The 23,411-nt window shown below is 59.4% G+C and carries 22 protein-coding genes and 1 tRNA gene; 10 read left to right on the plus strand and 13 right to left on the minus strand.

The genetic code is table 11. The features are described from left to right. Positions 1-197: 197 nt before the first annotated feature. A tRNA-Lys gene (locus tag ABD112_RS13345) sits at positions 198-273 on the minus strand. A 70-nt stretch (positions 274-343) separates the two neighbouring features. On the opposite strand from ABD112_RS13345, the gene bcp reads away from it, so the two are divergent. Beyond that, entirely contained in the window at positions 344-823 is a 480-nt protein-coding gene (gene bcp, locus ABD112_RS13350; protein WP_343926632.1) for a thioredoxin-dependent thiol peroxidase, read from the plus strand. 68 nt (positions 824-891) lie between these two features. Here bcp and ABD112_RS13355 read toward each other — a convergent pair whose 3' ends face one another. Continuing rightward, positions 892-1,176: a helix-turn-helix transcriptional regulator gene (locus ABD112_RS13355; protein ID WP_343926634.1), complete on the minus strand. Its 285-nt coding sequence runs from the start codon at positions 1,174-1,176 to the stop codon at positions 892-894. Between the two features lie 282 nt (positions 1,177-1,458). Here ABD112_RS13355 and ABD112_RS13360 point away from each other — a divergent pair, with 282 nt between their 5' ends. The 3 genes from ABD112_RS13360 to ABD112_RS13370 are packed head-to-tail and all read left to right on the plus strand — an operon-like array spanning position 1,459 to position 5,554. Continuing rightward, the gene (locus ABD112_RS13360; RefSeq protein ID WP_343926635.1) at positions 1,459-2,805 is read left to right on the plus strand and encodes a proton-conducting transporter transmembrane domain-containing protein; all 1,347 of its coding nucleotides are present in this window, start codon (positions 1,459-1,461) and stop codon (positions 2,803-2,805) included. Further along, a complete protein-coding gene (locus ABD112_RS13365) occupies positions 2,802-5,240 on the plus strand; it encodes a DUF2309 domain-containing protein (RefSeq protein ID WP_343926637.1) in 2,439 nt (812 codons plus the stop codon). Before ABD112_RS13360 ends, ABD112_RS13365 begins: the two co-directional genes overlap by 4 nt. Then, a complete protein-coding gene (locus tag ABD112_RS13370; RefSeq protein WP_343926639.1) occupies positions 5,237-5,554 on the plus strand; it encodes a DUF190 domain-containing protein in 318 nt (105 codons plus the stop codon). Before ABD112_RS13365 ends, ABD112_RS13370 begins: the two co-directional genes overlap by 4 nt. Positions 5,555-5,587: 33 nt before the next feature. On the opposite strand, the gene ABD112_RS13375 is transcribed toward ABD112_RS13370, so the two are convergent. Beyond that, a complete protein-coding gene (locus ABD112_RS13375) occupies positions 5,588-6,007 on the minus strand; it encodes a hypothetical protein (protein WP_343926640.1) in 420 nt (139 codons plus the stop codon). Positions 6,008-6,189: 182 nt separating this feature from the next. Between ABD112_RS13375 and ABD112_RS13380 the strand changes: the two genes are divergently transcribed. Beyond that, complete coding sequence (locus tag ABD112_RS13380) at positions 6,190-6,438, plus strand: WhiB family transcriptional regulator (RefSeq protein ID WP_009772809.1); 249 nt, start codon at positions 6,190-6,192, stop codon at positions 6,436-6,438. A 122-nt stretch (positions 6,439-6,560) separates the two neighbouring features. Here ABD112_RS13380 and ABD112_RS13385 read toward each other — a convergent pair whose 3' ends face one another. The 3 genes from ABD112_RS13385 to ABD112_RS13395 are packed head-to-tail and all read right to left on the minus strand — an operon-like array spanning position 6,561 to position 9,951. Next, on the minus strand, positions 6,561-8,060 hold the full coding sequence (locus tag ABD112_RS13385; RefSeq protein WP_343926644.1) for a sensor histidine kinase: 1,500 nt from the start codon (positions 8,058-8,060) through the stop codon (positions 6,561-6,563). Between the two features lie 9 nt (positions 8,061-8,069). Further along, positions 8,070-9,302: a CpaE/TadZ family protein gene (locus ABD112_RS13390; protein ID WP_343926646.1), complete on the minus strand. Its 1,233-nt coding sequence runs from the start codon at positions 9,300-9,302 to the stop codon at positions 8,070-8,072. A 1-nt stretch (position 9,303) separates the two neighbouring features. Beyond that, entirely contained in the window at positions 9,304-9,951 is a 648-nt protein-coding gene (locus ABD112_RS13395; RefSeq protein ID WP_343926648.1) for a CpaB family protein, read from the minus strand. A 119-nt stretch (positions 9,952-10,070) separates the two neighbouring features. Here ABD112_RS13395 and ABD112_RS13400 point away from each other — a divergent pair, with 119 nt between their 5' ends. Further along, the gene (locus ABD112_RS13400) at positions 10,071-10,352 is read left to right on the plus strand and encodes a helix-turn-helix domain-containing protein (protein ID WP_343926650.1); all 282 of its coding nucleotides are present in this window, start codon (positions 10,071-10,073) and stop codon (positions 10,350-10,352) included. Positions 10,353-10,354: 2 nt separating this feature from the next. On the opposite strand, the gene ABD112_RS13405 is transcribed toward ABD112_RS13400, so the two are convergent. After that, positions 10,355-10,954, minus strand: a complete 600-nt coding sequence (locus ABD112_RS13405; protein WP_343926652.1) for a hypothetical protein — start codon at positions 10,952-10,954, stop codon at positions 10,355-10,357. 150 nt (positions 10,955-11,104) lie between these two features. Here ABD112_RS13405 and ABD112_RS13410 point away from each other — a divergent pair, with 150 nt between their 5' ends. Beyond that, a complete protein-coding gene (locus ABD112_RS13410) occupies positions 11,105-11,593 on the plus strand; it encodes an Rv3235 family protein (protein ID WP_343926654.1) in 489 nt (162 codons plus the stop codon). Positions 11,594-11,665: 72 nt separating this feature from the next. Here ABD112_RS13410 and secA read toward each other — a convergent pair whose 3' ends face one another. From secA to mtrA, 6 genes are all read right to left on the minus strand, one after another. Further along, positions 11,666-14,482 (minus strand): preprotein translocase subunit SecA, encoded by a 2,817-nt coding sequence (gene secA, locus ABD112_RS13415; RefSeq protein ID WP_343926656.1) that lies wholly within the window; start codon positions 14,480-14,482, stop codon positions 11,666-11,668. A gap of 160 nt (positions 14,483-14,642) precedes the next feature. Beyond that, positions 14,643-15,341 carry a ribosome hibernation-promoting factor, HPF/YfiA family gene (gene hpf, locus ABD112_RS13420; RefSeq protein WP_343926658.1) on the minus strand — a complete coding sequence of 233 codons (699 nt, stop codon included), beginning with the start codon at positions 15,339-15,341 and terminating at the stop codon, positions 14,643-14,645. 45 nt (positions 15,342-15,386) lie between these two features. Continuing rightward, positions 15,387-16,154 carry a ComF family protein gene (locus ABD112_RS13425; RefSeq protein ID WP_343926660.1) on the minus strand — a complete coding sequence of 256 codons (768 nt, stop codon included), beginning with the start codon at positions 16,152-16,154 and terminating at the stop codon, positions 15,387-15,389. A 63-nt stretch (positions 16,155-16,217) separates the two neighbouring features. Continuing rightward, positions 16,218-17,897, minus strand: coding sequence for an LpqB family beta-propeller domain-containing protein (locus ABD112_RS13430; protein ID WP_343926662.1), 1,680 nt, complete (start codon positions 17,895-17,897; stop codon positions 16,218-16,220). Then, on the minus strand, positions 17,890-19,503 hold the full coding sequence (gene mtrB, locus ABD112_RS13435) for an MtrAB system histidine kinase MtrB (protein ID WP_343926664.1): 1,614 nt from the start codon (positions 19,501-19,503) through the stop codon (positions 17,890-17,892). The genes ABD112_RS13430 and mtrB overlap by 8 nt, the downstream gene beginning before the upstream one ends. A gap of 5 nt (positions 19,504-19,508) precedes the next feature. Continuing rightward, positions 19,509-20,189 carry an MtrAB system response regulator MtrA gene (mtrA, locus tag ABD112_RS13440; protein WP_343926666.1) on the minus strand — a complete coding sequence of 227 codons (681 nt, stop codon included), beginning with the start codon at positions 20,187-20,189 and terminating at the stop codon, positions 19,509-19,511. Positions 20,190-20,309: 120 nt separating this feature from the next. On the opposite strand from mtrA, the gene ABD112_RS13445 reads away from it, so the two are divergent. Genes ABD112_RS13445 through ABD112_RS13455 form a run of 3 tightly spaced genes read left to right on the plus strand, consistent with a single transcriptional unit; the run spans position 20,310 to position 23,361 of the window. Beyond that, complete coding sequence (locus ABD112_RS13445; protein ID WP_343926668.1) at positions 20,310-21,491, plus strand: DUF7847 domain-containing protein; 1,182 nt, start codon at positions 20,310-20,312, stop codon at positions 21,489-21,491. Next, on the plus strand, positions 21,488-22,186 hold the full coding sequence (locus tag ABD112_RS13450) for a DUF4129 domain-containing protein (RefSeq protein WP_343926670.1): 699 nt from the start codon (positions 21,488-21,490) through the stop codon (positions 22,184-22,186). The genes ABD112_RS13445 and ABD112_RS13450 overlap by 4 nt, the downstream gene beginning before the upstream one ends. Then, entirely contained in the window at positions 22,183-23,361 is a 1,179-nt protein-coding gene (locus ABD112_RS13455) for a DUF4350 domain-containing protein (protein WP_343926672.1), read from the plus strand. The genes ABD112_RS13450 and ABD112_RS13455 overlap by 4 nt, the downstream gene beginning before the upstream one ends. The last annotated feature ends 50 nt before the right edge of the window (positions 23,362-23,411 follow it).

Raw genomic sequence — 23,411 nt, forward strand, 5'->3', positions numbered from 1 at the left:
TACGACACCAACACAACAGCCGAAGAAGGACTCTGGGCCCGATCAGGATGGGCCGGCAGAGCATGACACGCCCGAAGCCATCCACACGTTTTGGCCGATAAGCCGCGATAACCAGTGCCAACGAACGAGCCTGGTGACGGTACGACGGCAAATAAAAACCCGTTACCCCGCGAGTGCGAAGTGCCGGGTTTTCTTGGTGGTGCACCTCCCCGGACTTGAACCGGGAACCCACTGATTAAGAGTCAGTTGCTCTGCCAATTGAGCTAGAGGTGCGTGGCTTGGTTTCCTTCTCAGGGCAACCGAGGAACAACGTTACCATGAGTTAAAGCGACTAAGGAGCACAATGACCACGGAACCCACTCGACTTGCCGCAGGCACCCCCGCACCAGGCTTCACCATGCCTGATCAGGACGGAAAACCGGTGTCACTGAGCGACTTTTCTGGCAAGAAAGTGATTCTGTATTTCTACCCAGCAGCCATGACTCCCGGATGCACGACACAGGCTTGCGACTTTCGCGATCAGCTCGGCTCGCTGCAGTCAGAGGGCTACGTTGTGTTGGGTGTTTCGCGCGATACCCCCGAGAAGTTGACCAAGTTCCGCGAGCAGGAGGCGCTCACATTCCCGCTGCTCAGCGACCCCGACCATGAAGTGCACGAGGGGTATGGAGCCTGGGGCGAAAAGAACCTGTACGGCAAGCAAGTAGTTGGCGTCATCCGCTCCACCTTCGTCATCGATGAAGCCGGCACGATCGTTCTCCCGCTCTACGCAGTGAAGGCCACTGGCCACGTCGCATCACTACGCAAGAAGCTCGGGCTCAGCTAAGGAACATCGGGCGGAGGCCACTCATCGCCGTACAAGTTCGCCCTGACAGCTTATTGTACGCGCGAGAGTTACTCAGTCTTGGGATGCGCGAAGAGCCCCAACAGTTCGCCCACTCGATAATCTGTGTCAAGTGGGTGCCGCAACGGCATTGACGTGTTGAGTCGATAGGTGTTTCGGCGGCCTTCGCGCTCGCGTTCGAGATACCCGGCTTCTTCGAGTTCGGTCACGATTCGCTGCGCCGCACGCTCAGTGATTCCCACCTGAACCGCGACATTCCTCAACAGCGCATTCGGGTTCTCAGAAATGCACATCAGTACGTGCGCGTGATTTGTGAGAAAAGTCCACTGTGCCATGCCCAAATTGTACCTCAGCCGAAAAATATAACGTCATACGTAATTCAGGACTTAGAACATGTGCTACGTTTTTCGCGTATTAGTATTCGTCTAACGTGAGGATGTGGTGTGGATCTTTGGAGCCTCAGCGCCGCCGTGGCTTCGCCGTGGTTCGCAATCATATGTGTGGGTCTCCTTTCCCTGACAAAAGCGACCCCCCACGCCCGGGGGGTCGCTGCAAGCTCGATTACTGCCGCAGGCTTCGGTGTGGTCATCATCACCTCAGTGATTCCCAGCAGTTTGATGAGCGCAGGCACAAACGCACCCCTAGCACTCACACTTCAGTGGGACTCATTGGCCCAAATCATGTCGATGCTCGTGCTCGGCCTCAGCACGCTCATCCAAGTGTTTGCGCTTCGCTACCTCCGGGGAGATGCGCGGCAAACATGGTTCGTCACCTCCACCAACGCAGTAACTGCATTTAGCGTTCTTCTCGTGTGCGCTGGATCGGTCACATCTTTCGCTCTCGCGTGGCTTGGCGCCGGTTCGGCGCTTGTGGCGCTGCTGGGCACGTATCGGAATCTCGACCAAGCACGAGACGGGATGCGCCGTACGGCACGCCGATTCGCTATCGCAGATTCAGGACTACTGATTGGCTTGGCATTTGTGATCGTCCCGGCGGGAGGCGACGTGCCACTCAACGAAGTTCCCTCACAAGTAGCAGCCATGCCCAGCGCCATCCAAATGCTCATCGCGCTGCTATTGGTCGCGAGTGCTCTAGCTCGGTCAAGTCAGCTCCCGTTTCACGGATGGCTACCATTTACTCTTGCCGCGCCCACGCCAGTTTCTGCTCTCATGCACGCCGGAGTGGTTAATGCCGGCGCAATCCTGTTGTTGCGGTTCTCCGGAACAGTAGGGATTCACCAAAGCATCATGATTGTGATCTTCGTTATGGGATCGGCAACCGTGATTTATGCCTCTGCAGTAAGGCTTGTGCGCCCTGACGTTAAGGGCCGTCTGGTCTTTTCAACCATGGCGCAAATGGGCTTCATGATCATGACGTGTGGCCTAGGGCTATACGCAGCCGCAATCTTCCACCTCATCGCCCATTCACTTTTCAAGTCGGCGCTCTTCCTAGGCGCTGGCACCGGAGTACGCCAACGTGCGATCGAACGAAATCTCCCCGCCCCCGCTCCGGCCACTCCACTAACTGTTGTGGCCGCAATAACTGTGGCGTTTGTCGTGCCCCTCGCTTCCCTCATCGCCGCCAAAGTTGGCCTCACTCCGAACGGCAGCAACGCCGAGCTCGGACTGTTTGCGTTCGTCGCCCTGACCGTTGGGGTGACCCTCGGAGCTGGACTGCTGACCCACTTCTCGTTCCAGAGCCTCGCTCTAGGTGTGTTGATGACGATCGGGGTTGCCTTCGGATATGCCGCTGCGACACACGAGTTTGGCGCGGCGTTCAACCTCCCGACCTCAGCCGCGGCAGCGCCACCGTGGCTTCTGATCATCCCAGTCGCCGGCCTGCTCATTATTGAGGTTTTGACGCGAACGCGAACGCGACTCACCACACTTCGCGGATTGGTTTACACCCGGTCGCTCTCAACGACGGTTTCCCGGGGCGCTCTCTCGAAAGGACTCTCCCGATGAGCTTGATTCTCCGCGCTCACGTAGCCTTAGCTGCCCAACACATTGTGCCTTCTTGGCCACTCGATTCGTTTATTGCCGTCAACCCTCTCGCGGGCAAAGAAGCTTTCCCTTTTGACTCCCCCAAGACTGCTGAGTCAGCCATGACTCGCACGTGCGAGTCATATCTAGCCGAATTCACTCGCGGTCGAATAACCTCAGGCGATCTGGAGCAGGCAGTTCTCGAACGCACTCCTGAGCTGGCGGGGATTGCCGTCGTCGGCACCGAAAGTATGCCTGCAGCTCGGATCGCCGCGCTCGATATGCAGCTGACGGTCACGGGCGCAGATCCGACGTTCCGCGAAGCAGAAATTGATCCGATCGATGCTCGGATGTCTACGTGGGTGGCTGCGTACCTTTCACCGGATCCACTGTGGACGATGCCTCACAGAGCAGATGGCTTCTATCGCTCGTGGAAAGCGCTCGCCCGATTCGATCGTTCGTTGCCGCGGTCTGCTCGCCGCATGACAGCTGAACTTCTCCCGGAGCCCGAGCGTGCTCTAGCGCACGCACTCGAACACTTTGAGGTGGCTGACGACGCGATTGCCGCAACCCTGCAACGCGAGTTGGCGTTCCTGCCGGGCTGGGTTGCGTACATCAAATGGCGTGCGGCCAAAAAGGGCGATATTGACTTGACCACCTATCTCGCTGTGCGCTTTAGTCTTCGTGTGCTCCTCGACGCGCCCCCTAAGCGACCGCCCGAGACTACTGAACCTCCACCACCCGCCGTTAGCCTCTGGAACCGCGCTAGTCAGGTCGCGCGTCACGTCGCAGGCGACAACGCACGTACGCATGATGTTGCGATGGTGGCCCGCATTCTGGCAGTCCACGCCCCCCGCGACCACGCGTTCACGTGGCAGAAAGCGTATGAGCTGAACTACCGGAACTCACTCATCGACTCTCTCGCGCAGAGCAAATCCACCCCCGAGACACCGCAATATCAGGTCGTGATGTGCATTGATCCGAGGTCAGAAGGAATGCGCCGCCATCTCGAGACAGACCACACCCTGGAAACAGTGGGTTTTGCCGGATTCTTCGGTGTTCCTATCCGCTTTTCCCGTTACCAGGCTCGTGGGTCAATCAACTCTCTCCCAGCGTTGCTTGACCCACGTCACCACATCACCGAGCGGCCGCTGAGGCCCGAAAAGGTTCAGAAGAACATCCGGGCACGGAGGTTGCGGGATGCACTGCGCAGCGCACTTCACGCTGCCGAATCACACACAACGACTCCATTTGTACTTGCCGAAATCGCGGGTTGGCTCTTCGGGGCGGCCAGCGCCATCCGCACGTTTGCGCCCGCGCTCGCCGGAAGACTGGAAACACTCGCGAACAATCACATCCCTGAGCTCGACAGCGAAGTGACAGTCTCCGAAGCGTTCACTCTCGATGAGCGTGTTGCTCTTGCCGAAACGGCAATTCGGATGATGGGACTAACGCAGTTTGCTCCCCTTGTCGTCATTGCCGGACACACCTCTGAATCAGCCAACAACCTGTACCAATCTGCACTCGATTGCGGTGCGTGTGGCGGAAACCCCGGTGCGGCCAACGCCCGTGCTGCGGTCGCAATATTCAATGACGCAGAGGTCCGCAGCATTCTTCAGCGCCGAGGAATCAGCATCCCGGAGGACTGCATCTTCGTCGCAGCAGAGCACAACACTGTTACCGACATGATGGTGGTGCTGGATAGCGCTCTAATACCCGCGACCCACACCGAGCGCGTGCGCGGATTTGGTGTGGTTCAACGCCGTGCGGCTGACCAACTGTTGCATGAGCGGGCTCACGAACTTCCGGGTGCATCCTCTCGCTCGACTTCCGCAAGTCTCCGGCGCCGAGCATACGACTGGTCCGAGGTGTATCCAGAATTGGGGTTGGCCGGGAACGCAGCGATGATCATCGGTCCCCGCGAGCTAACCCGCGGCGTCGATCTCAGACGCAGAGTGTTCCTGCACTCCTACCGGCCCGAACTAGACGACAGCAACACGGCCCTCGAGACCATCCTGACCGCGCCAATGGTCGTCGCCCAATGGATCAATCACCAGTATTATTTTTCCAGCCTCCACCCCGAGACGCTGGGCGCTGGAACAAAGACTATTCACAATGCGATCGGAGTCGCCGGAGTACTCTCCGGTCAGGAAGGCGACCTGCGGCGAGGTTTACCTTGGCAATCCGTAGGTTTCGGCCAACATAGCTTCCATGAACCGATGCGCCTCGCGGTTTTAGTACAAGCACCCTTGAAAAATGTGGGAGAAATCATCTCGCGCAATCAAGTCCTTCGCGACCTCGTAGACAACGATTGGATCACCGTTACCGCTCGCGAAAATTCGCGTGCTCCCTGGTATCGACACACTTCTTTCGGATGGAAAAAGTACGTCACAATAATGGAAGGTTCACGACCATGAACGGCCTCACAAAAATGACTCGACTGGAGATCATTGCCCCCGCACGCCAGGCACCAGACCTTCGTGAGCTCATAACGTCTGCCGGGGCAACGGGCTTCACTTCCGTTTCGGGCGTCTCAGGAATCGGCCACCACGGCCAACACTCCGGCGCGCTGCTCTTTAACGAGTACGACACATTGACGATGATTATCACCGTACTTCCTGCCGCCAAGGCTGATGAACTTGTGCAGGCTGTTCACGCAATGCTCAGTTCGTCTAGCGGCGTGATGTTTGTCGCCGACACGTACGTGAGTCGCCCTGAATACTTTCAGTGACGCCTACTAGCGGGCGCGAGTGGGGTGAACACATCAGCCTTCGCGCCTCGTGGTCGCCTCTAGCACCGGCTTGGTGAACAACAAGATGAGCACGGCGATCGCGGGCAGAAGCAGAAGCCATCCGATGTCGGGGCGCGCAAAAATACCTTGAAAGCTGCCGATGGCCACAGAAATCTGCAGCACCTGCCACACCACCGCGGCACCGCGAATCCACGCCTGGCCTCGCAGCACGCCAATGCCGATCACTGCCACCCAGATGGCGGCCAGCGCAGTCAGCACGGTCAATGCGATCGCGCTCGGATACGACTGAGGCGTCTCGCTGCCCAGCTCAAAAATTAGGTAGGCGAGGGCACCAAAGAGCAGAGCACTCTCCAGAAAAATTACGAAAGCAAGCACAACCAAATTCAGATGGCTACGACTCGGTTTTTCTTCTGGGACAAGTTCGTCTACCATTTGCTCCCCGTTAAATCGCTGAAAAACCATTGCTTTGCATTGGTCGATATGCGATTCTAGTTGAGGTTGATTTCTGGCTCCCAGTGTTGCGAGCGAGACCCACACACTTTCTCAAGCTCGACGCCGATTCAGGCATATTTTTTGTGCGCTCGAGCAACGCAACACGCTGTAAGGAGCAACACATGGACTGGCGCGATAACGCTGCATGCCTCACCGCTGACCCGGAGCTTTTCTTCCCGGTAGGAAACACCGGTCCGGCAGTTGACCAAATCGAGAAAGCAAAAGCCGTCTGCGGTCGCTGCTCGGTTACTGAAATGTGCCTCCAGTACGCGCTCGAAACAAATCAAGACTCTGGCGTTTGGGGTGGCCTCAGTGAAGACGAGCGCCGCGCACTCAAGCGTCGCGCTGCACGCGCCCGTCGCGCGTCCTAAGACCGCACTGCTCGCAGCGCGCGCGTTTTGCACACCGCTCTAGCGTGAGCTAGAACTGCACACTGCTCTCGTGCGCACGCACGGCTTCGGATCGCGAACGCGTCGCGCTGCCACAACCCGCGCTATTTTGTGCGCGTGAGCCAGGTCAGCGGAATGTCGATAGTGACTTCGGTGCCGCTGCCCATGAGCGTGTGCCAGTCGATGGTTCCGCTCAGTTCGCCCTGAATCAGGGTGCGCACGATCTGTGTGCCGAGCCCCTCGCCTACTCTTCCTTCGGCGAGCCCAACACCGTTGTCGCGAACCTGCACAGTGAGCTTGTCTGCGGTGCGGCGAGCATCAATCTCAACCGTCCCATCCGCGCGCCCGGCAAGACCGTGCTCGACCGCGTTCGTCACAAGCTCCGTCAGAGCCAAAGCCAACGGAGTCGCATACTCGCTGGGCAGCGCACCGAAACTTCCTACGGATGTCGGGTGCACCGTCGTGTTGTGACTCGACGCCACCTCAGCGATCAGCTTCAGTACGCGGTCAAACACCACATCGAAGTCAACACTCTGGCTGAGGCCCTCAGAGAGGGTGTCGTGCACTACTGCAATGGCGGCCACTCGACGCATCGCGTGCCCCAAAGCTTCACGCGCGACCTCGCTGTGGGTTCTGCGTGCCTGAATCCTCAGCAGCGATGCCACCGTCTGCAAGTTGTTTTTCACCCGATGGTGAATCTCACGAATCGTCGCGTCCTTCGTGATCAGCTCGCGCTCCTGATGGCGCACCTCGGTCACATCGCGGCACAAAACAATCGCACCAACGCGTTCGCCACGATCGCGGATAGGAATCGCGCGTAACGACACCGTCACACCGCGCGCCTCAATGTCGGTGCGCCACGGCGCCCGGCCAGTAACCACCAGCGGAAGCGACTCATCCACCTCAGGCTGACCGGCGATAAGCGCCGTGGTGACCTCGGCGAGAAATTCCGCCTCCAGCTCACCAGAAAATCCGATGCGGTTGAACGCCGACAACGCGTTCGGGCTGGCAAACGTGACCAGACCATCAACATCCAAGCGAATAAGACCATCGGATGCCCGGGGTGCGCCACGACGCGGCGACGCCGGGGCACCCATGTCAGGAAAATCGCCGGCAGCAATCATCGCAAAAAGGTCGTTCGCGCAGCCATTGAAGGTGAGTTCTTGCCGGGAGGGTGTGCGGGCATCTCCCAAATTTGTGTGGCGGGTAATGATCGCGATGGGGGTTTCCGCGGTCGCGTTGCCACTGACTTTGAGCCTGCGCATCACAGGTACGGCCCGCACCCGCGTGGGTGTCTCTTCGTACCAAGATGGAGCCGCAGCATCGACAATGCGCGCCGTTGTGAACGCTTCGGTTACTTGCGCTTTCCACTCGGGCTTGACCTTCTGGCCAACAAAGTCCCGGTAGAAGAGGGTTGCTGAGCTGCTGGGGCGCGCGTGGGCAACCGCAACAAACTGGTTATTGTCGCTCGGGACCCACAACACGATGTCGGCAAACGCGAGGTCGGCAAGCAACTGCCAGTCGCCAACCAACATGTGCAGCCATTCGATATCAGCCTCGCTCGAATGGCCTTGCTCCTGAACTAGATCACTGAGTGTCGACACCCTTACAGATTACCTGCGCGCCAGCATCCTCTTGAACACTGAGCGTCGCGGCTGTGACTCATCGACTTCGGGCACTAGTCGGGAGGTTACAAGATCGCGAACTGCAAGTCGCGCTGGTGAACGCGGTGCGGAATCCACCAGCGTCTTGCCACTCAGCACTGCGCCGTCGAATGCTGCAAGGTCGTGAGGAACGAGAATCGGATGCTCGATTCCCCCGAACCTCGACAGCGTCTGAGTCACTTGTCCGTGCGGGTTCATTCCGCTCGCGCTCACCCGCACCTTGTTCATCACTACGCTCACGCTGCGTGTCGAGACTGTTTCGAGCAAATCTACGTGGGCACGCAAGAACCGCGAGAGGCCCACAGGGTCTGCCCCGCCAACCGCAATTACGTGGTCGGCGGCGCGCACCGCCGTAACGGCGGCTGCGTTGCGCCGGGGAGCAAAAAGGTCGCTAGTGATCTCTTCGTCATTCTCAAGACTCGAGCTGGTATCTAGCACGGTGTAATCGACCCACTGGCGACATTGCGCAACGGTTGTCCCGACTCTTTCTGCCGAAAGTTCTGGCCAGCGACTGGGCCTTCCTATGCCGGTGAGCACCCAAAAACCGCCGACAGGTGACTCATAGCGTTGCCCGATGCGGGCCAGCTCGTCTGTTGTGAGGGTGTCGGTTCCTGCTAGGCGACACGCGGCGGCAAAGCCGGGAGCCTCGTCGAGCATTCCCAATGCTGGCGCCACGGAAGCCCCGTGAGTGTCCACATCGGCAAGGGCCACGCTGTGCCCGAGCGCAGCCAACTCGGCGGCGATGGAGATGGCGATCGATGTGCGGCCGGGAGCCCCTCCGGGGCCCCACACCGCGATCACTTGCCCCCGAGTGCTCCGTGCAGAGGTTTCGGGTTCTGAACTCCACTGCGATTGGTCAAGCAGTGCATCCACCGCAGACCAGCCAGTCATGGCGTCGACGATGCCATAGAGCCCCAAGTCGCTCGCATAGCGCTGCTCGCGCTCACTGCTAGCAACCGCGATGAGTCTGACGCCGGCCTGATCACAGGCGGCAATCAGCCGATCGGTCAGGTAGCGCGCCTCGGAGGCGACCAGGGCAATGTCGACTTGAGCGCCCGCAACACGCGAAGCAAGCTCTGGGGCACTCACGGCGCGTAAGACGATCTCATGGCCGTGGTGCACGGCGTCGAACGCGAACTGGTCTTCAAGATTGACCGGCATCGCCAATGCGAACGTGGCCATCTCAGCCCTTCGCCGGAAGATTGGTGGGGATCACAGAAAGCACATCACCGTTAGCCATCGCCTCAAGCAATCGGGCAACTCGCGAGCGGGGAACGAGCAGCTCAAGCGCGCTGCTGCCCGCAGACGAAACGAGCGAGTCGTTCTCAACAAGGCGCACGACAACAGCACTCGAAATGATGACGCCCGGGGGCCCATACGCTCCGTCGTCTCCCTCGGCACTTGCCCACACATCGACGGATGCCCCAGAGGCCACGGTCTCGGCCAAGCCACCCTGAGGCGACACAACAACGGCGGTCAGCGACAGCCCCTCATGGCTTCCTAGGGAGGATGTCGGGATCAACTCCCCCGCACCGATCGGCCGTGTAGCGATGAAGCCTTCAGCCGGCAACTCACCCCGCGCAATGTAGAACTCGCTCGATTCGTTGAGCTTTACGCTCCGCACGACGAGGTCGCTGCTCATCACGCGGTCGCCCGGGGTCAGGGGCGAGGCCGCCGCATAGACCTCGATCGAATCATCTGCCGTGGCAACGAGGGAAACCACGCCAACGATCGACGCGACGACAAGCACGATGCCGATAGCCAGGCGAGGGTCAAGAGCAAGAGCTCGCGCACGAGCTTGAGACTGGGTGCGGCCGGAACGACGGCTCACGGTGCGCACTTCACGGGTCGGGTGTTGATCATTGCACCATCGTTCGTCACTGCTCACAAGTGGCGCGAGAGTTATCCACATCAGCCCCATTCACAGGTGCACGGGAGCATAATCGAAACATGAACGCGATCAATCCAGCAGAGGGCCTCGGGCGATTTCTCACCCTGGCCGATACTGCCGAAGTGCTCAGCGTCTCTCCGCACGAGGTTCTTGACTTGGTGCGTTCGGGCGAACTGCCCGCAATCAAAGTTGGCAGCAAAGGCCAGTGGCGAATCGAGAACTCGGTGCTTGAGTCCTACATAGAGGCTTTGTACGAAGAGACTCGCCGCATGAGCCTCTGGAACCAGTCAGACATTGCCGCCGTGACCGAAGTGAACTTCGGCGAACAGCGCACGCGCTAGAGCTAGGGCCGCACGAGCACAAGACTCGCAAACGGCACCAAGCGGTATTCAGCCACCGCTGTCTCACGCCGCACCGCCCCTCGTTCGTGGACAGCAATATCTAAGTGGTCTCGCCCGACCCGATCGATCGTGCCGTGCACTTCGCCTGCAACCAGCAATAACGACACTGCACGGCGACGACGACACAGATCTCGCAAAACATAACTCAGCCCCAAACGCTGCGAGAGACTCGGATGCCCGCTTGACGGCATCGTCGCGAGGCTCGGGGTGATGTGGGCTGACCCCAGCGAGATGCCCGCCATCGCAGCGAACGGAACAATGCACTGCGCTGGGCGGTCGCTGTCGTCAACAAGGTCAGCCGACATCCAGTCCCGTCCAATGATTGCCGGGCGGATGATGAGCCGCGTTCCCGTGACTAGGACAACGGAAAGCGTGAGCGGCGATTGCTCGGAGCCGCGGGCATGCAGAGACACAATACGGTCGCGCATGCTGAGCCGCCCTAGGCGAAGTCGCTCCTCTTCAGCATCGACCTCGAGGTCGTCAGCAGTGATCTCGTTCTCAAGCTGACTTTCGAGGTCGTCAAAGAGTTTGTCCCAGCGCATGGGCTGACGGTACTGGCGAGAGAGCAAAACGAAGCAATGTTATCCACAATTGAAAATTAGTCATAGACAATTGGTCTCAGTACTGATTGAGTGTGGTCTACCCCCCAACGGGGGTATACATCGCCGTCTTGACCTTTTACCCGGGAGATCATGAGTACCGAGCCGCTCCGCAAGCCTTCGCCGAGTGAGGAAACCCCTCCACCACCACGACAGCGCACCGGAACCCTTCCCTCCAAAATCATTCGTCCACGCTTCGTGCCCGACGAGTTTTTTGGCCACCAGCCCACCCCAAGCGCCGAGTTGCCAGATCCGGCTCCTCTGGTGGAAAACCTCACCCGCTGCGTCATCGAGGTTCTTGCCGGCGCCCGCGACCTTGAGCAGATAGCCCGTTGGGTCACCGACGATGTGTATCGACACCTGCTAAAACGCACTGTTTTATCGGCGCGTGCTCGTCGCGCAAAAGGGCAGCCTGTCACGCGCCCAAGCTTCACCATGGGCTCGATCCGCCTCTGTGAGCCCAGCGACGGCGCGGTAGAAGCTGTCGTGATTGTGCGCGGTCGAGCACGCACTCGCGCGGTAGCCATGCGCCTCGAAGGACTCGACAAACGCTGGCGAGCCACCGCACTCAACGTTCTCTAGCCAGCACAACGCTGACTTAACGACGTATGCCCCCATCGACCGAGCGGTGGGGGCATACGTCGTTGCTCATGTCTATTTTTTTCGCTTCTCCTGCGCGCGACGCTGCGAACGGTTGAGTGGGCCGTCGTCTGTGCCCTCTGCCCGCTGGCCGAATGCACCACGCTCGCCGCCCTGAGGCTTCTGCGCCTGCTGCGGTTGCTGCGGTGCCGCCTGCTGAGTCTGGCGCTTCTGTGCACCCGCAGTCGCAGCGCGCTCGACCTGGCCGCGCTCATTGCGAACCTCAACCTCGCCTGCGGCATCAGCGCTGGGCGCCGAGTAGCTGAGCGCTGCGGCCTGTGAACTGGCCGGATCCAAACCTCGCGCCTGCACGGTGGTGGACTCGCCACCGCCGCTGACCTCAACATCAAGATTGAACAGGAAGCCGACAGACTCTTCGCGAATCTGTCCCATCATGGTCTGGAAGAGAGCAAAACCTTCGCGCTGGTACTCAATGAGCGGGTCGCGTTGGGCCATTGCTCGCAAGCCGATTCCGTCTTTGAGGTAGTCCATCTCATAGAGGTGGTCTCGCCAGCGGCGATCGATAACGCTGAGCACAACGCGGCGCTCGAGCTCGCGCATGGCTGTTTCACCGAGCTGCTGCTCGCGACGCTCATAAGCGATCGCCGCATCCGAGTGGAGCTCTTTGGCAATGAAAGCGCTTGTCAGCTTGCCGCGCGAACCGCCCTCGGTCAGAACCTCGTCAACCGTGATGCCGATCGGATACATGGTTTTGAGCTCGGTCCACAGAACGTCGAAGTCCCAATCCTCAGAGTGGCCCTCTGCGGTATGCACGTCGACGACCTCGGTCACAACATCTGTCAGGAAGCGCTGAACGCGGTCCTTCAAGTCGTCACCCTCGAGGATGTGACGGCGGTCGCTGTAGATAGCTTCGCGCTGGCGGTTTAACACGTCGTCGTACTTGAGCACGTTTTTGCGGATCTCAGCGTTGCGCGATTCCACCTGTGACTGAGCACTGCGGATGGCGCGGCTAACAACCTTGGATTCGATCGCCAAGTCGTCGGGAACCGTCGAGCGCCCCATGAGCGCTTCGGCTGCACCGCTGTTGAACAGGCGCATCAGGTCATCCTGAAGCGACAGGTAGAAACGGCTCTCGCCCGGGTCACCCTGACGACCTGAACGACCACGCAGCTGGTTGTCGATACGGCGCGATTCGTGACGCTCGGTGCCCAACACGTAGAGGCCACCGACATCGACGACCTTCTTGGCTTCTTTCTCGACGCCAGCCTTTACATCCGCGAAGACGTCATCCCACGCGGCTTCGTAATCGTCCGGAGTTTCGGTGGGGTTGAGACCGCGACTGTTCATCTCGGCTACGGCCAGGAACTCGGCGTTTCCGCCGAGCATGACGTCTGTCCCACGGCCTGCCATGTTCGTAGCAACGGTGACGGAACCCAAGCGCCCGGCTTGAGCGACGATCGCAGCTTCGCGAGCGTGGTTCTTGGCATTCAGAACCTCGTGCTTGACGCCCTTCTTGGCGAGCATCCGTGAAAGCAGCTCGCTCTTCTCAACGCTTGTTGTTCCCACGAGAACGGGCTGTCCAAGTTCGTGACGCTTTGCGATGTCGGCAACTACCTGCTCGAACTTTGACTGCTCGTTCTTGTAAATCAGGTCGGACTGGTCAATGCGCTGCATCGGCTTGTTAGTCGGGATGGCAACCACACCAAGCTTGTATGTGGACATGAACTCGGCTGCCTCAGTCTCGGCGGTACCCGTCATTCCCGAAAGCTTGTTGTAGAGACGGAAGTAGTTCTGCAGCGTGACCGTGGCGAGTGTCTGGTTCTCCGCCTTAACGGCAACACCTTCCTTGGCCTCGATCGCCTGGTGAATACCTTCGTTGTAGCGGCGACCCTGAAGAATACGACCGGTGTGCTCGTCAACAATCAGTACTTCGCCGTTCATGACGACGTAGTCCTTGTCTTTCTTGAAGAGGGCACGCGCTTTGATCGAGTTGTTCAAGAACGAGATCAGCGGAGTATTTGCGGACTCGTACAGGTTGTCGATACCGAGGTAATCTTCGACCTTCTCGATGCCGGGTTCGAGCACACCAACGGTGCGCTTCTTCTCATCAACTTCGAAATCAACTTCGGGGATGAGCTTCTTTGCAAGACTGGAGAACTCGGTGAACCAGCGGTTTGCCTCGCCTGACGACGGCCCCGAAATGATCAACGGCGTACGAGCCTCGTCAATCAAAATTGAGTCAACCTCGTCGACCACAGCAAAGTGGTGTCCTCGCTGCACCATGTCGCTCGCCTGCCACGCCATGTTGTCGCGCAGGTAGTCGAAACCAAACTCGTTGTTGGTTCCATAAGTAATGTCTGCGGCGTACTGCTCGCGACGTTCCACAGGGGTCTGACCCGAGACGATACAGCCGGTGGTCATTCCGAGGGCACGGAAAATGCGCCCCATAAGTTCTGACTGGTAGCTGGCCAAGTAGTCGTTGACCGTAATCACGTGCACGCCCTGCGCTGCAATCGCATTGAGATACGCAGCAAGCGTCGCCACGAGGGTCTTGCCCTCGCCAGTCTTCATTTCGGCGATATTACCCAAGTGCAACGCAGCGCCGCCCATGAGTTGAACCTCAAAGTGACGCATGCCGAGAGTGCGGCTCGCCGCTTCACGCACGGCGGCGAACGCCTCCGGGAGCAGATCATCGAGCGACTCGCCTGCGGCATAGCGCTCACGCAGCTCAGTGGTCTCATGCTTGAGCTCATCGTCGGTCAGAGTCTTGAAGTCTTCCTCAAGGTGATCAACTGCTTGCGCATAGCCTTTCAGACGTCGAAGAAGTCGACCCTCGCCCACACGAAGTGCGCGTTCCAAAACATTCGCCACCGAATACTCCCATTCTTGTCGGACGGGTCCGACACTGGCACTGCTCGACGAAGCGCAGCCTTTAGACGCTTACGTCGCGGCAACGCGGTGCGTGCATTCAGCGCACAGCCGCGTTACCGGTTCGTAATCGTATCAAGTTCAAGCCAGAAACTTGGTGTGCTTAGCCGTTGGCGACCTTACGCTTGCGCGAACGACCGCCTTCAACCGCCTCATCGGCCTGCTCTTCTAGTCCAATAACACCGTAATCCCAGCCCTTGCGACGGTAAACCACGCTCGGACGATCGGTCTGGCTATCCACAAAGAGGAAGAAGTCGTGACCGACCAACTCCATGTGATCGAGTGCCTCTTCTACAGTCATGTGACTCGAAGGGAACACCTTGCGGCGGATGACAACGGGCGAATAGTCGTCGTCGCCGGGCTCTGGCTCGGCGTTCTGTGCCGGAACCGAACCGGTAGCGACACTTTCAATGACTTCCGGACTCGCTGGAGTGATATCGACGACAGCAAACCCACCGGCACTAGCCTCACGCAGAGACGTCGGGCGGTGGTTTCCCCGGTGCACTTTCTTGCGGTCGCGAGACTGGCGAATGCGCTCAATGAGCTTTGACATGGCCAGATCGAAAGCAACATATTTATCCGAACCAGCAGATTCCGCTCGAACAAGCGGTCCTGGTCCGATCAACGTCAACTCAACACGATCGTCTCCACTTGACCCATTGGTTTCGTGGTGGCGGCTTACCTTGATCTCGAAGGCAATTGCCTTATCGGCCAGGTGAGCGACCTTTTCAGACTTTTCGATCGCATACTCACGGAAACGATCCGTGACTCCTACATTTCGTCCGTTGACGGTGATTTCCACGGCGACCTCCTAGACATCATGCGCGGCCGCCCCGTGAGGCGGCTTTTATTGTGCGCCCTTTTCCTTACCGTAGCCCTCGCTGCTGGCAATGTCACGAGCCGCTCCGGTTCTTGGAGTGAACCCGATGGTTACGGCCGCAATGACGGTGCCACCGGCAGCAGAAATAGCCCGCGCCGCCTCGTCGATCGTGGCTCCGGTCGTGAGAACGTCATCCGCAATGATGACTCTGCTCGCTCCAAGCCAGCGTGTCGCAACGAACGCGCCATGCACATTTGCCGCCCGCTGCTGTGCACCGAGGAGCTTTTGGCTCCTGGTCTCTTTGGCCACCCGCAACACTCGTGCGTGTCCAATTCCGGCCGCGCGCAGCACGAGCGATACCGGATAATAGCCCCGCGTTCGATAAGCACGCTTGCTGGTGGGAACCGCCACAATCTGCACCGGGCCTCCATCCACGCCGACCGCATCCGGCATGTCGAGCGCCATTCTCAGTGCGGAAAGAAAGGCTAGAGACAGCGGCCGCGCCTGGTCGGTGCGGTGCTGATTTTTGAACGCGAGCAGCACCCGGCGCACTGGTCCCTCATAACGCAGAGCAGCGTAGACGCGCACGTGCTGAGGTGTCGAGTGAATCGTGGGTTCCGCGACGAGGCTGCGAGCGCACTCGTGACACAGCGCGCGATCGTGGCTCTGACATCCGGCACACTCGACCGGCATGAGCACAGCCCAGGCATCCCGCAGCGCCTCGCGTACGGTTTCGGTCAACCAGCGCAGAGACTTGTCGTTGTCGTTGTCGTTGTCGTCATCTGGGAACGTCATGCTCCGAGCGTGCACGCGCTCCCCTGGGCGCGTGCAGCCCCGCGTGAGGTTGGTGGAGAGACTCTACTGCTGCACTGCCATGTAGGAGGCGTCGAGGCCGGTACGCACCCACTCCTTGCTGCCCTGCGGGCGCCACACTTCGCCATCCGCGAGAAGCCTGAGGCCATCGGTGTTGGTTCCGGAACTCACGAGCTGCCGCGCGCCATCAACGTCGCCAAGACTCTCTGTTGGTCCACCGAGGCTGAAGGCGGTGACTGCAACAGAATCGTCATTCGCCGAGAGTGTTGCCACCGTACTTGAGCCGACCCAGGCCGCATCGATGGGAGTGCCTGACCTGGCCGGCAACACGGTGGGCTCCACGAGTTGAACAGGCACGTTGCCCTGTTGCCGCACGATTCCATAAACCAGCAACTGTGGCCCCGACGGCGAGGAGAGGTACACGAGCAATCGCGCGCCGTCGCGCGAAACATCCAGCGACACAATCTCTGAATCTGACGGCAACGATGACTGGATCGGATGCTCAGTGCCATCTACCTCGAACGTAGATAGTGACGCCGCATTCCCCCGCTGCGCCGACCAAATGAATCGGAACGGATCGAGCGATGGTCCGGCAAGCCCAGAGCGATCGTCGATAATGCGGGGTGCAACTCCGACTGAAGCAAAATATGAGCCACCGTCACCCGCGCGGTAGGCAACTGAGAGGCGGTCGGCCGAGAGTACTGCTGCGGTTGCGCCCGCGTCGGCAACAAGAGCACTGAGCTCGCTGATTTGACTGAGCCCATCGCTGGTCTTGAATCCGAATTCGCTTGCGGTTCCCACGACTAGCGGACCGCCGGAGCTAGGCTCAATGACGGCAGCGTTCTGCCCGGAACTTGAACTCGGCAGTTCACGTCCATCAACAGTGAGCACCACAATCGGCGTGTGCAGCGTTGCCGCGAGTTGCTGTCGCATCCGTTCGCGCGCGACAGTATCTGCTGACAGCGCTTCTGAGCTGAGATCAACGACAGCCCGACCACTGATCAGGCTGCTCGCGTTGCCCAGAGTCGTGGCTGTCGGGAATGCGGTCAGCACGACGCCCTGTTGGAGCCAAGGCGAATCTGCTGAGAGAAGAGCCTGAACCGCTCGTGACTGTGACGATTGACGCACCGCGAACCAGCGCAGATCGGGGATTAGGTAAGCAAAACTGGGGTCGAAGTAGTAGAGGGTTTGCTGCTCGAAGCTAACCTCGAACCCGTTGCTCGACAACACAATTCCCGGTGGCGCTGAGGCAATTCGCCACTCACCGCCGCGACGCTCAAAGTCGAACGTCAAAGTTTGCGATGCCGGTGAACGCAACTCTGAGTACACCCCCCGCTCATCGATCACAGCCTGAGCCGAAAATGAGTAGGTGAGCGCGTCTTCTTCGGGTGCTGGCGAGACCGTCGGAAGCTTATCTCGTTGTCGAATTGTTGCGCTCGCCGCAGGCGCCCACGAGTCGCTCATCTCTTGAGTCAAGAACTCTCGAGCAACGGAGTAGTCCCGAGTTGGTGCACGCACGGCGTTCATGAAGTCGGTAAGAATCTGCTCCTGAGTTGAGCCTGCGACTGGACCCTCGGCAACAATTTCAAAATTGGGATCGAGCTGCTCATCGATGAGAGGGCCAGTCTCAACCTCGCTCGAAGTTGGCACGCCAACGCAGCCGCTTAGGGCAGCAATCGCTATGCTCGCGACGATGAGATAGGCAAGCTTTGATGTTTTAACCATCCAAAGCCTCCAAACTTGGCACCTCGTCGCTCGGGGGAAGCTCTAATGGGGACGACCGCAGTTCAGTACCTCGAATGCGCGGGATCGTCAGCCGGAAGCACGAACCGTTGTCTCCATCCGACCACACTTCAAGCCAACCGCCATGCAATACCGCGTCTTCGAGAGCGATCGCTAAACCGAGGCCAGTGCCACCAGTGGTTCGTTGCCGGGACGGATCGGCGCGCCAGAAACGGTCAAACACGCGCTCAAGGGCCGCCGTGCTCATTCCTACGCCGTAATCGCGCACAGCAATCGCAACAGCATCCTGATCACTATCGACCCAAATAACGATGGGCAGACCGTCTCCGTGGTCAATCGCGTTGCTCACCAGGTTCTGGAGGATACGACGGATGCGGCGAGGGTCGACATCCGCTTCAAAGTAGCCGCCGGGGGCCACCAGCCGCAGCTCAGAGCCCTTGCTTGCTGCCAGCGATGTGAGACTCTCGATTGCCTCTTCAACGAGCCGTACGAGGTTCGTCGGCTCAGTCTCCATGTCGACCGCACCCGCGTCGTAACGGCTCATTTCGAGTAGGTCTGCAAGCAGAAGCTCAAAACGTTCAACCTGGGTATGCAGCAGTTCCGCCGTGCGCGCAGTCGCCGGTGGGAAGCTTTCGCGTTGGTCATAAAGCACATCGCCGGCGAGCCGAATTGTGGTGAGGGGTGTGCGCAACTCGTGCGAAACATCCGACACAAAACGCTGTTGCACTTGAGACAGTGCCGCCAGGCGCGTGATCTGCTGCTGCATGCTCGTAGCCATGCCGTTGAAGGAGCGTGCCAGGGTGGCTATGACGTCATCACCGTGCACGGGGATGCGCACCTCAAGCTCGCCTGCCGCCAAACGTTGGCTGGTTTCAGCCGCAAGTTTTACCGGCCCGACGACGAGGCGAACAACAAGATAGGTTACGGCTCCGATAAGAGCGAGCAGTGCAAAACCACCGAGACCAAGAGTGCGCTGAACGACAACGAGAGTTTCTTGAGTGTCGCTGATGTCATACACGAGATAGAGCTCGTATTGCGCCCCACGAATGTCGAGTGTCGATCCGACCACCAGCCCCGGATGGATCGTGCCATCGGTCGGGTGGTTCAGTGCGACCGACTGCCAGTAAGTGCGCTTCTCGGTTGATTCACCGACAGTGTCTCTGAGTTCTTGCGAGATGACGACGTAAGAGCTCAGATCCTGCGACTGAACGTTTGTGGGCACGCGAGCGCCATCTTGGCCTGGGCTGCGAAGAATGGCATAACTCGTGCCACCGGTGCTCGACGCAACGCTCTCGATGACCCCAGCAGCGTCACCCATCATGACGTCGAGGTCTTCGAGCCCGAGCCCTTCGTCTGCTGCATCAAAGAACTGCTGACCGGCAAGCGACGCGTTTGCAGACGTGCGGGTGAGTTGTTCACGACTCGCGTCGAACAGGTTCGCTCCGACGCTCAGCGACATATACCCGGCGATAACCGCAACGGCCACCGACGACAACAGCACTGTGATCGCCACCGTGCGCAACTGAAGCGACGAGCGCCACAGTGCAGCGAGTCGCTGCACTAACTCGCGCCAGTCGAAATAGCGCATACCTGTTACGCGCTGCTGCCCGCGCGGTAGCCAACGCCGCGAACCGTCATCACAATCTTGGGATTGTCCGGATCTTCTTCAACCTTGGCCCGCAGCCGCTGAACATGGACGTTCACCAGGCGAGTATCTGCTTTGTAGTGGTAGCCCCACACTTGCTCAAGCAGCATTTCGCGCGTGAAAACCTGCTCGGGTTTCATCGCAAGAGCGAGAAGAAGCTCAAATTCGAGAGGCGTCAGGTTGATTTTGGTGTCGCCGCGGCGAACCTCGTGGCCCGTGACATCCAACTCAAGGTCACCAACAATGAGGGTTCCCGTCGCTGCATCGCTTGCGGGACGCAACCGGGTGCGCACGCGGGCAACGAGCTCTTTGGGGTTGAAAGGTTTGACAACGTAGTCGTCGGCGCCACTCTCGAGGCCTTTAACTACATCTGCTGTATCGCTCTTAGCGGTCAGCATGATGATCGGAACCCCCGATTCTTCGCGGATGCGCGCACAAATTTCGATGCCGTCCATACCGGGCAGCATCAAATCGAGCAGCACAAGATCGGGCGCGGCCGACTTGAATGCGTCTAGTGCTAGGGCACCGTCTTGGCAAAAAAACGGTTCATATCCTTCAGTGCGTAGAACGATTCCGATCATTTCTGCCAGCGCAGTGTCGTCATCGACTACAAGAATTCGCGGGTTCACGTGTCCTCGATACTTTCTAGCTCTCGGGCTAACAGGGTGAGAAGCTTTCGCATAAGAATAGTCGAGTGTGAAAGCATGAGTGCGATTCAATTGGCACAGTTGGTTAATCAAAGGTGAGACGTGAGCAATAACAGTCCGTGGCAATCGCCAGATAGCAGCGCAAATAGCAGCGAGTCCGGGCTCTATTCACCACCGGAGTCTGCCTCGAGCCCTCAGCAGTACGCTACCCCGGCTCCTAGCTGGACGCCTCCACCAAAACCCGGCCTCATTCCGCTGCGCCCTCTGACGCTCGGCACGGTGCTCTCGGCATCCCTGATGGTTATGCGCCGAAATCCTCGCCCTATCTTTGGGCTTTCAGTGATCGTCATGGGCATCATTACTGTTGCATCGCTCATTTTGGTCGGCATCGTCACCTTTTCCAATCTGGAACGCAACCTCAGCGCAAGCGAGGCGGATGCCGCAACTATCGAAGCAGGCACGATCGCGAGCATCATTCTCGCGGGCCTCTTCGCGGTCTCGCTGTCACTCATCGGCGGCGCAATTCTGCAAGGAATCATCTCGCTCGAAGTTGCCAGGGGCGCCGTCGGCGAAAAGTTGCGCTTGCGCGGCCTCTGGAATGCCGCGAAAGGTCGGCTGTGGGCTCTCATCGGGTGGTCTGCACTCGTTGCCGTTGTTTCAGTCATCGGCATTGCCGTGTTCGCTCTAGTCACCGCACTCTTCTTTGCAATTGGTGGTACCGCCGGAGCCGTATTCGGGGTGCTCGCTATTCTCGCCGGAATCGTCATCGGGCTCGTGATCATGGCGTGGCTCGGCACATTTCTGGCTCTCGTACCCAGTGCACTCATGATTGAACGTCTCACCCTCGGGCGCGCCATTCGCCGCTCCTGGTCACTCGTTTCTGGAAGCTTCTGGCGCACCTTCGGCATCCTCGCGCTGATCATCATTATTGTGCAGACGGTGGCAGGGATCGTCACAACTCCACTGAGCTTTATCGGCAGTTTCGGCAGTGTGCTCCTCAACCCCACCGGCAACGAATCTGTAAATACTGCTTCGTTTATTGCGATTTATCTTGTGACCACGGTCATCTCGGTCGCGATCGGCGCTGTCACGATCATCATCCAGTCCGCAGCCCCAGCATTGCTCTACATTGATTTGCGGATGCGCAAGGAGGGCTTCGATCTCGAACTTACGCGATTTGTTGAAGCTCGTCAGGCCGGCGACAGTTCCGTGCCCGACCCCTACCTGACGCCCGACAGCAAAGCCGCGCGCTCAGCTGAGCCGTCACCCTACGCGGTTTCATGACCCTAGCGACTCTCACGTCAACCGCGCCCGCAGCGTTGCCTCACTGGCTTGCTCGCGCGGTATTTCGCGAGGTTCCGGTCGACCCCGACTCGGATCAAGCGACCAACTGGCTCATCGACGAGCTATCTGGAGCGTCATATCAAGCCGCTAAGCCAACACTGTTTGACCGCCTCTCCAAAGCATTTAGCGACTGGCTTGATTCACTGACCATCGGTGATGGCAACACGATCCCCACAGTGGCGCTTGTCGTTCTCATCGCACTAGTCGCAATAGCGATAGTCGCCGCGATCATTGTCTACGGCATCCCCCGCCTCAATCGCAAGAGTCGCCACCAGGACGTACTTTTCGGCGAAGCTGATCGCCGAACGGCAGCCCAGTTGCGGGATGCCGCCGAAAGAGCGGCCGCACGCGAAGACTTTGCCAGTGCCATTGCCGACATGTTCCGCGCGATCGCTCGCGGGCTCTCTGAACGCACCCTCGTCACTATGACCCCCGGCACCACAGCACACGGCTTTGCCGTGCGAGCCGCGCACGTTCTCCCCGAATGCTCTGACGAACTCGCGCGCAGCACAGACACCTTCGACCTTGTCCGCTACATGCGTAAGCCTGCGACGCGGGATCAATACGAACAGCTTCGGGCGTTGGAACTGCGTGTTCGAGCCGCCAAACCGAACCTCACCGAGGCGGTGCTGTGAGCGCCCCAACGGTAGTTACCCCGCGCATCGGCACCACTCTTAGACGAGCGCTGTTCTGGATCATCGCAGCGCTATTTCTGTTGAGCGTGGCAATCGTGAGCTTGAACCTAGTGGGAACTTCAGTCGAGGGCCCGCCGCTCGACCCCACCAGCCCTCACGAATCAGGAACGCAGGCGCTCGCTGAGGTCTTGCGGCAGCAGGGTGTCGACGTGATTGTCACGACTAGCCTCGATGACACCCGTGACGCGCTGGCAGAGTCAGACGACAGCACCCTGTTCTTCTCCAACCTCGGCGGTTATTTAAGCGACGACCAAACCGTTGAAGCTTCCGGCCTGGCGAGCACGGTCATTCTGGCCGAACCGGGAAGCGAAGCACTGCACGCCGTGGCTCCCGAAGTCGCCAACGCGGGCACCAGGGTCGGCACCATAGCGGCAGAGTGCTCTTCGCCTCTCGCGCCGAAGGCCCCCGAGATCACTGCTGGCCCCTCCAGCCTGCGGATTATCGATGCTGATGCCGAAGCTACTGGCTGCTATGGAAGCGAAGACCTCGGCTACGGTCTCATCGCCCTCGATCGAGGCACCACTCAACTACTGCTGCTCGGGGCAACCACTGCGCTGACCAACGGAGACATTACTACCGCAGACAACGCCGCCTTCGCGTTGCGAATGCTCGGCCAACACGAGACCCTCGTCTGGTACACCCCCAGCTTCGCCGATGGCTCAGACAGCAGCGGGGTCAAAACCTATGACGAACTCGCGCCGGACTGGGTACTGCCCGTCGTCTGGCTCACGGCGCTCACGCTGCTCGCTGCCGCACTCTGGCGAGGCCGCAGGTTTGGGCCGCTAGTCATCGAAAAGCTGCCAGTGACCGTGCGCTCTAGCGAAACGATGCAGGGCCGCGCGCGACTGTACGAAAAGACTGCGGCACGACTTCACGCCCTCGATGCTCTGCGCATCGGATCGATCCGGCGACTCGCCGCCCTGTGTGGCATGGCGAGCACAGCATCCGTCGACGACGTCATCAACCGGATCGCAGTTCTCATCGATCTTCCCGTCGCACAATTGCGCAGGCTGCTTGTTGATGTCGCGCCCACCAACGACAACGATCTGCTTGCACTCTCGGATGAACTGCTCACGCTTGAACAGCGCGTCGAGTCTGCGGTCCGCCCCGTCTAAACGCTCCGCACCGCTTACACCCTCAGCACCACGTACACCCTCAGCACCAC

The sequence above is a fragment of the Rhodoglobus aureus genome, assembly GCF_039527955.1.
GTDB lineage: Bacteria > Actinomycetota > Actinomycetes > Actinomycetales > Microbacteriaceae > Rhodoglobus > Rhodoglobus aureus.

Excerpts from the sequence above, each read along its gene's own strand:
- ABD112_RS13400 (WP_343926650.1), top strand. The coding sequence starts at position 10,071 with ATGAACGCGATCAATCCAGCAGAGGGCCTCGGGCGATTTCTCACCCTG.
- bcp (WP_343926632.1), top strand. The coding sequence starts at position 344 with ATGACCACGGAACCCACTCGACTTGCCGCAGGCACCCCCGCACCAGGC.
- ABD112_RS13425 (WP_343926660.1), bottom strand. The coding sequence starts at position 16,154 with ATGACGTTCCCAGATGACGACAACGACAACGACAACGACAAGTCTCTG.
- ABD112_RS13370 (WP_343926639.1), top strand. The coding sequence starts at position 5,237 with ATGAACGGCCTCACAAAAATGACTCGACTGGAGATCATTGCCCCCGCA.
- ABD112_RS13355 (WP_343926634.1), bottom strand. The coding sequence starts at position 1,176 with ATGGCACAGTGGACTTTTCTCACAAATCACGCGCACGTACTGATGTGC.
- ABD112_RS13430 (WP_343926662.1), bottom strand. The coding sequence starts at position 17,897 with ATGGTTAAAACATCAAAGCTTGCCTATCTCATCGTCGCGAGCATAGCG.
- ABD112_RS13410 (WP_343926654.1), top strand. The coding sequence starts at position 11,105 with ATGAGTACCGAGCCGCTCCGCAAGCCTTCGCCGAGTGAGGAAACCCCT.
- ABD112_RS13450 (WP_343926670.1), top strand. The coding sequence starts at position 21,488 with ATGACCCTAGCGACTCTCACGTCAACCGCGCCCGCAGCGTTGCCTCAC.
- ABD112_RS13390 (WP_343926646.1), bottom strand. The coding sequence starts at position 9,302 with ATGGCCACGTTCGCATTGGCGATGCCGGTCAATCTTGAAGACCAGTTC.
- mtrB (WP_343926664.1), bottom strand. The coding sequence starts at position 19,503 with ATGCGCTATTTCGACTGGCGCGAGTTAGTGCAGCGACTCGCTGCACTG.
- ABD112_RS13365 (WP_343926637.1), top strand. The coding sequence starts at position 2,802 with ATGAGCTTGATTCTCCGCGCTCACGTAGCCTTAGCTGCCCAACACATT.
- ABD112_RS13380 (WP_009772809.1), top strand. The coding sequence starts at position 6,190 with ATGGACTGGCGCGATAACGCTGCATGCCTCACCGCTGACCCGGAGCTT.
- ABD112_RS13405 (WP_343926652.1), bottom strand. The coding sequence starts at position 10,954 with ATGCGCTGGGACAAACTCTTTGACGACCTCGAAAGTCAGCTTGAGAAC.
- ABD112_RS13375 (WP_343926640.1), bottom strand. The coding sequence starts at position 6,007 with ATGGTAGACGAACTTGTCCCAGAAGAAAAACCGAGTCGTAGCCATCTG.
- ABD112_RS13360 (WP_343926635.1), top strand. The coding sequence starts at position 1,459 with ATGAGCGCAGGCACAAACGCACCCCTAGCACTCACACTTCAGTGGGAC.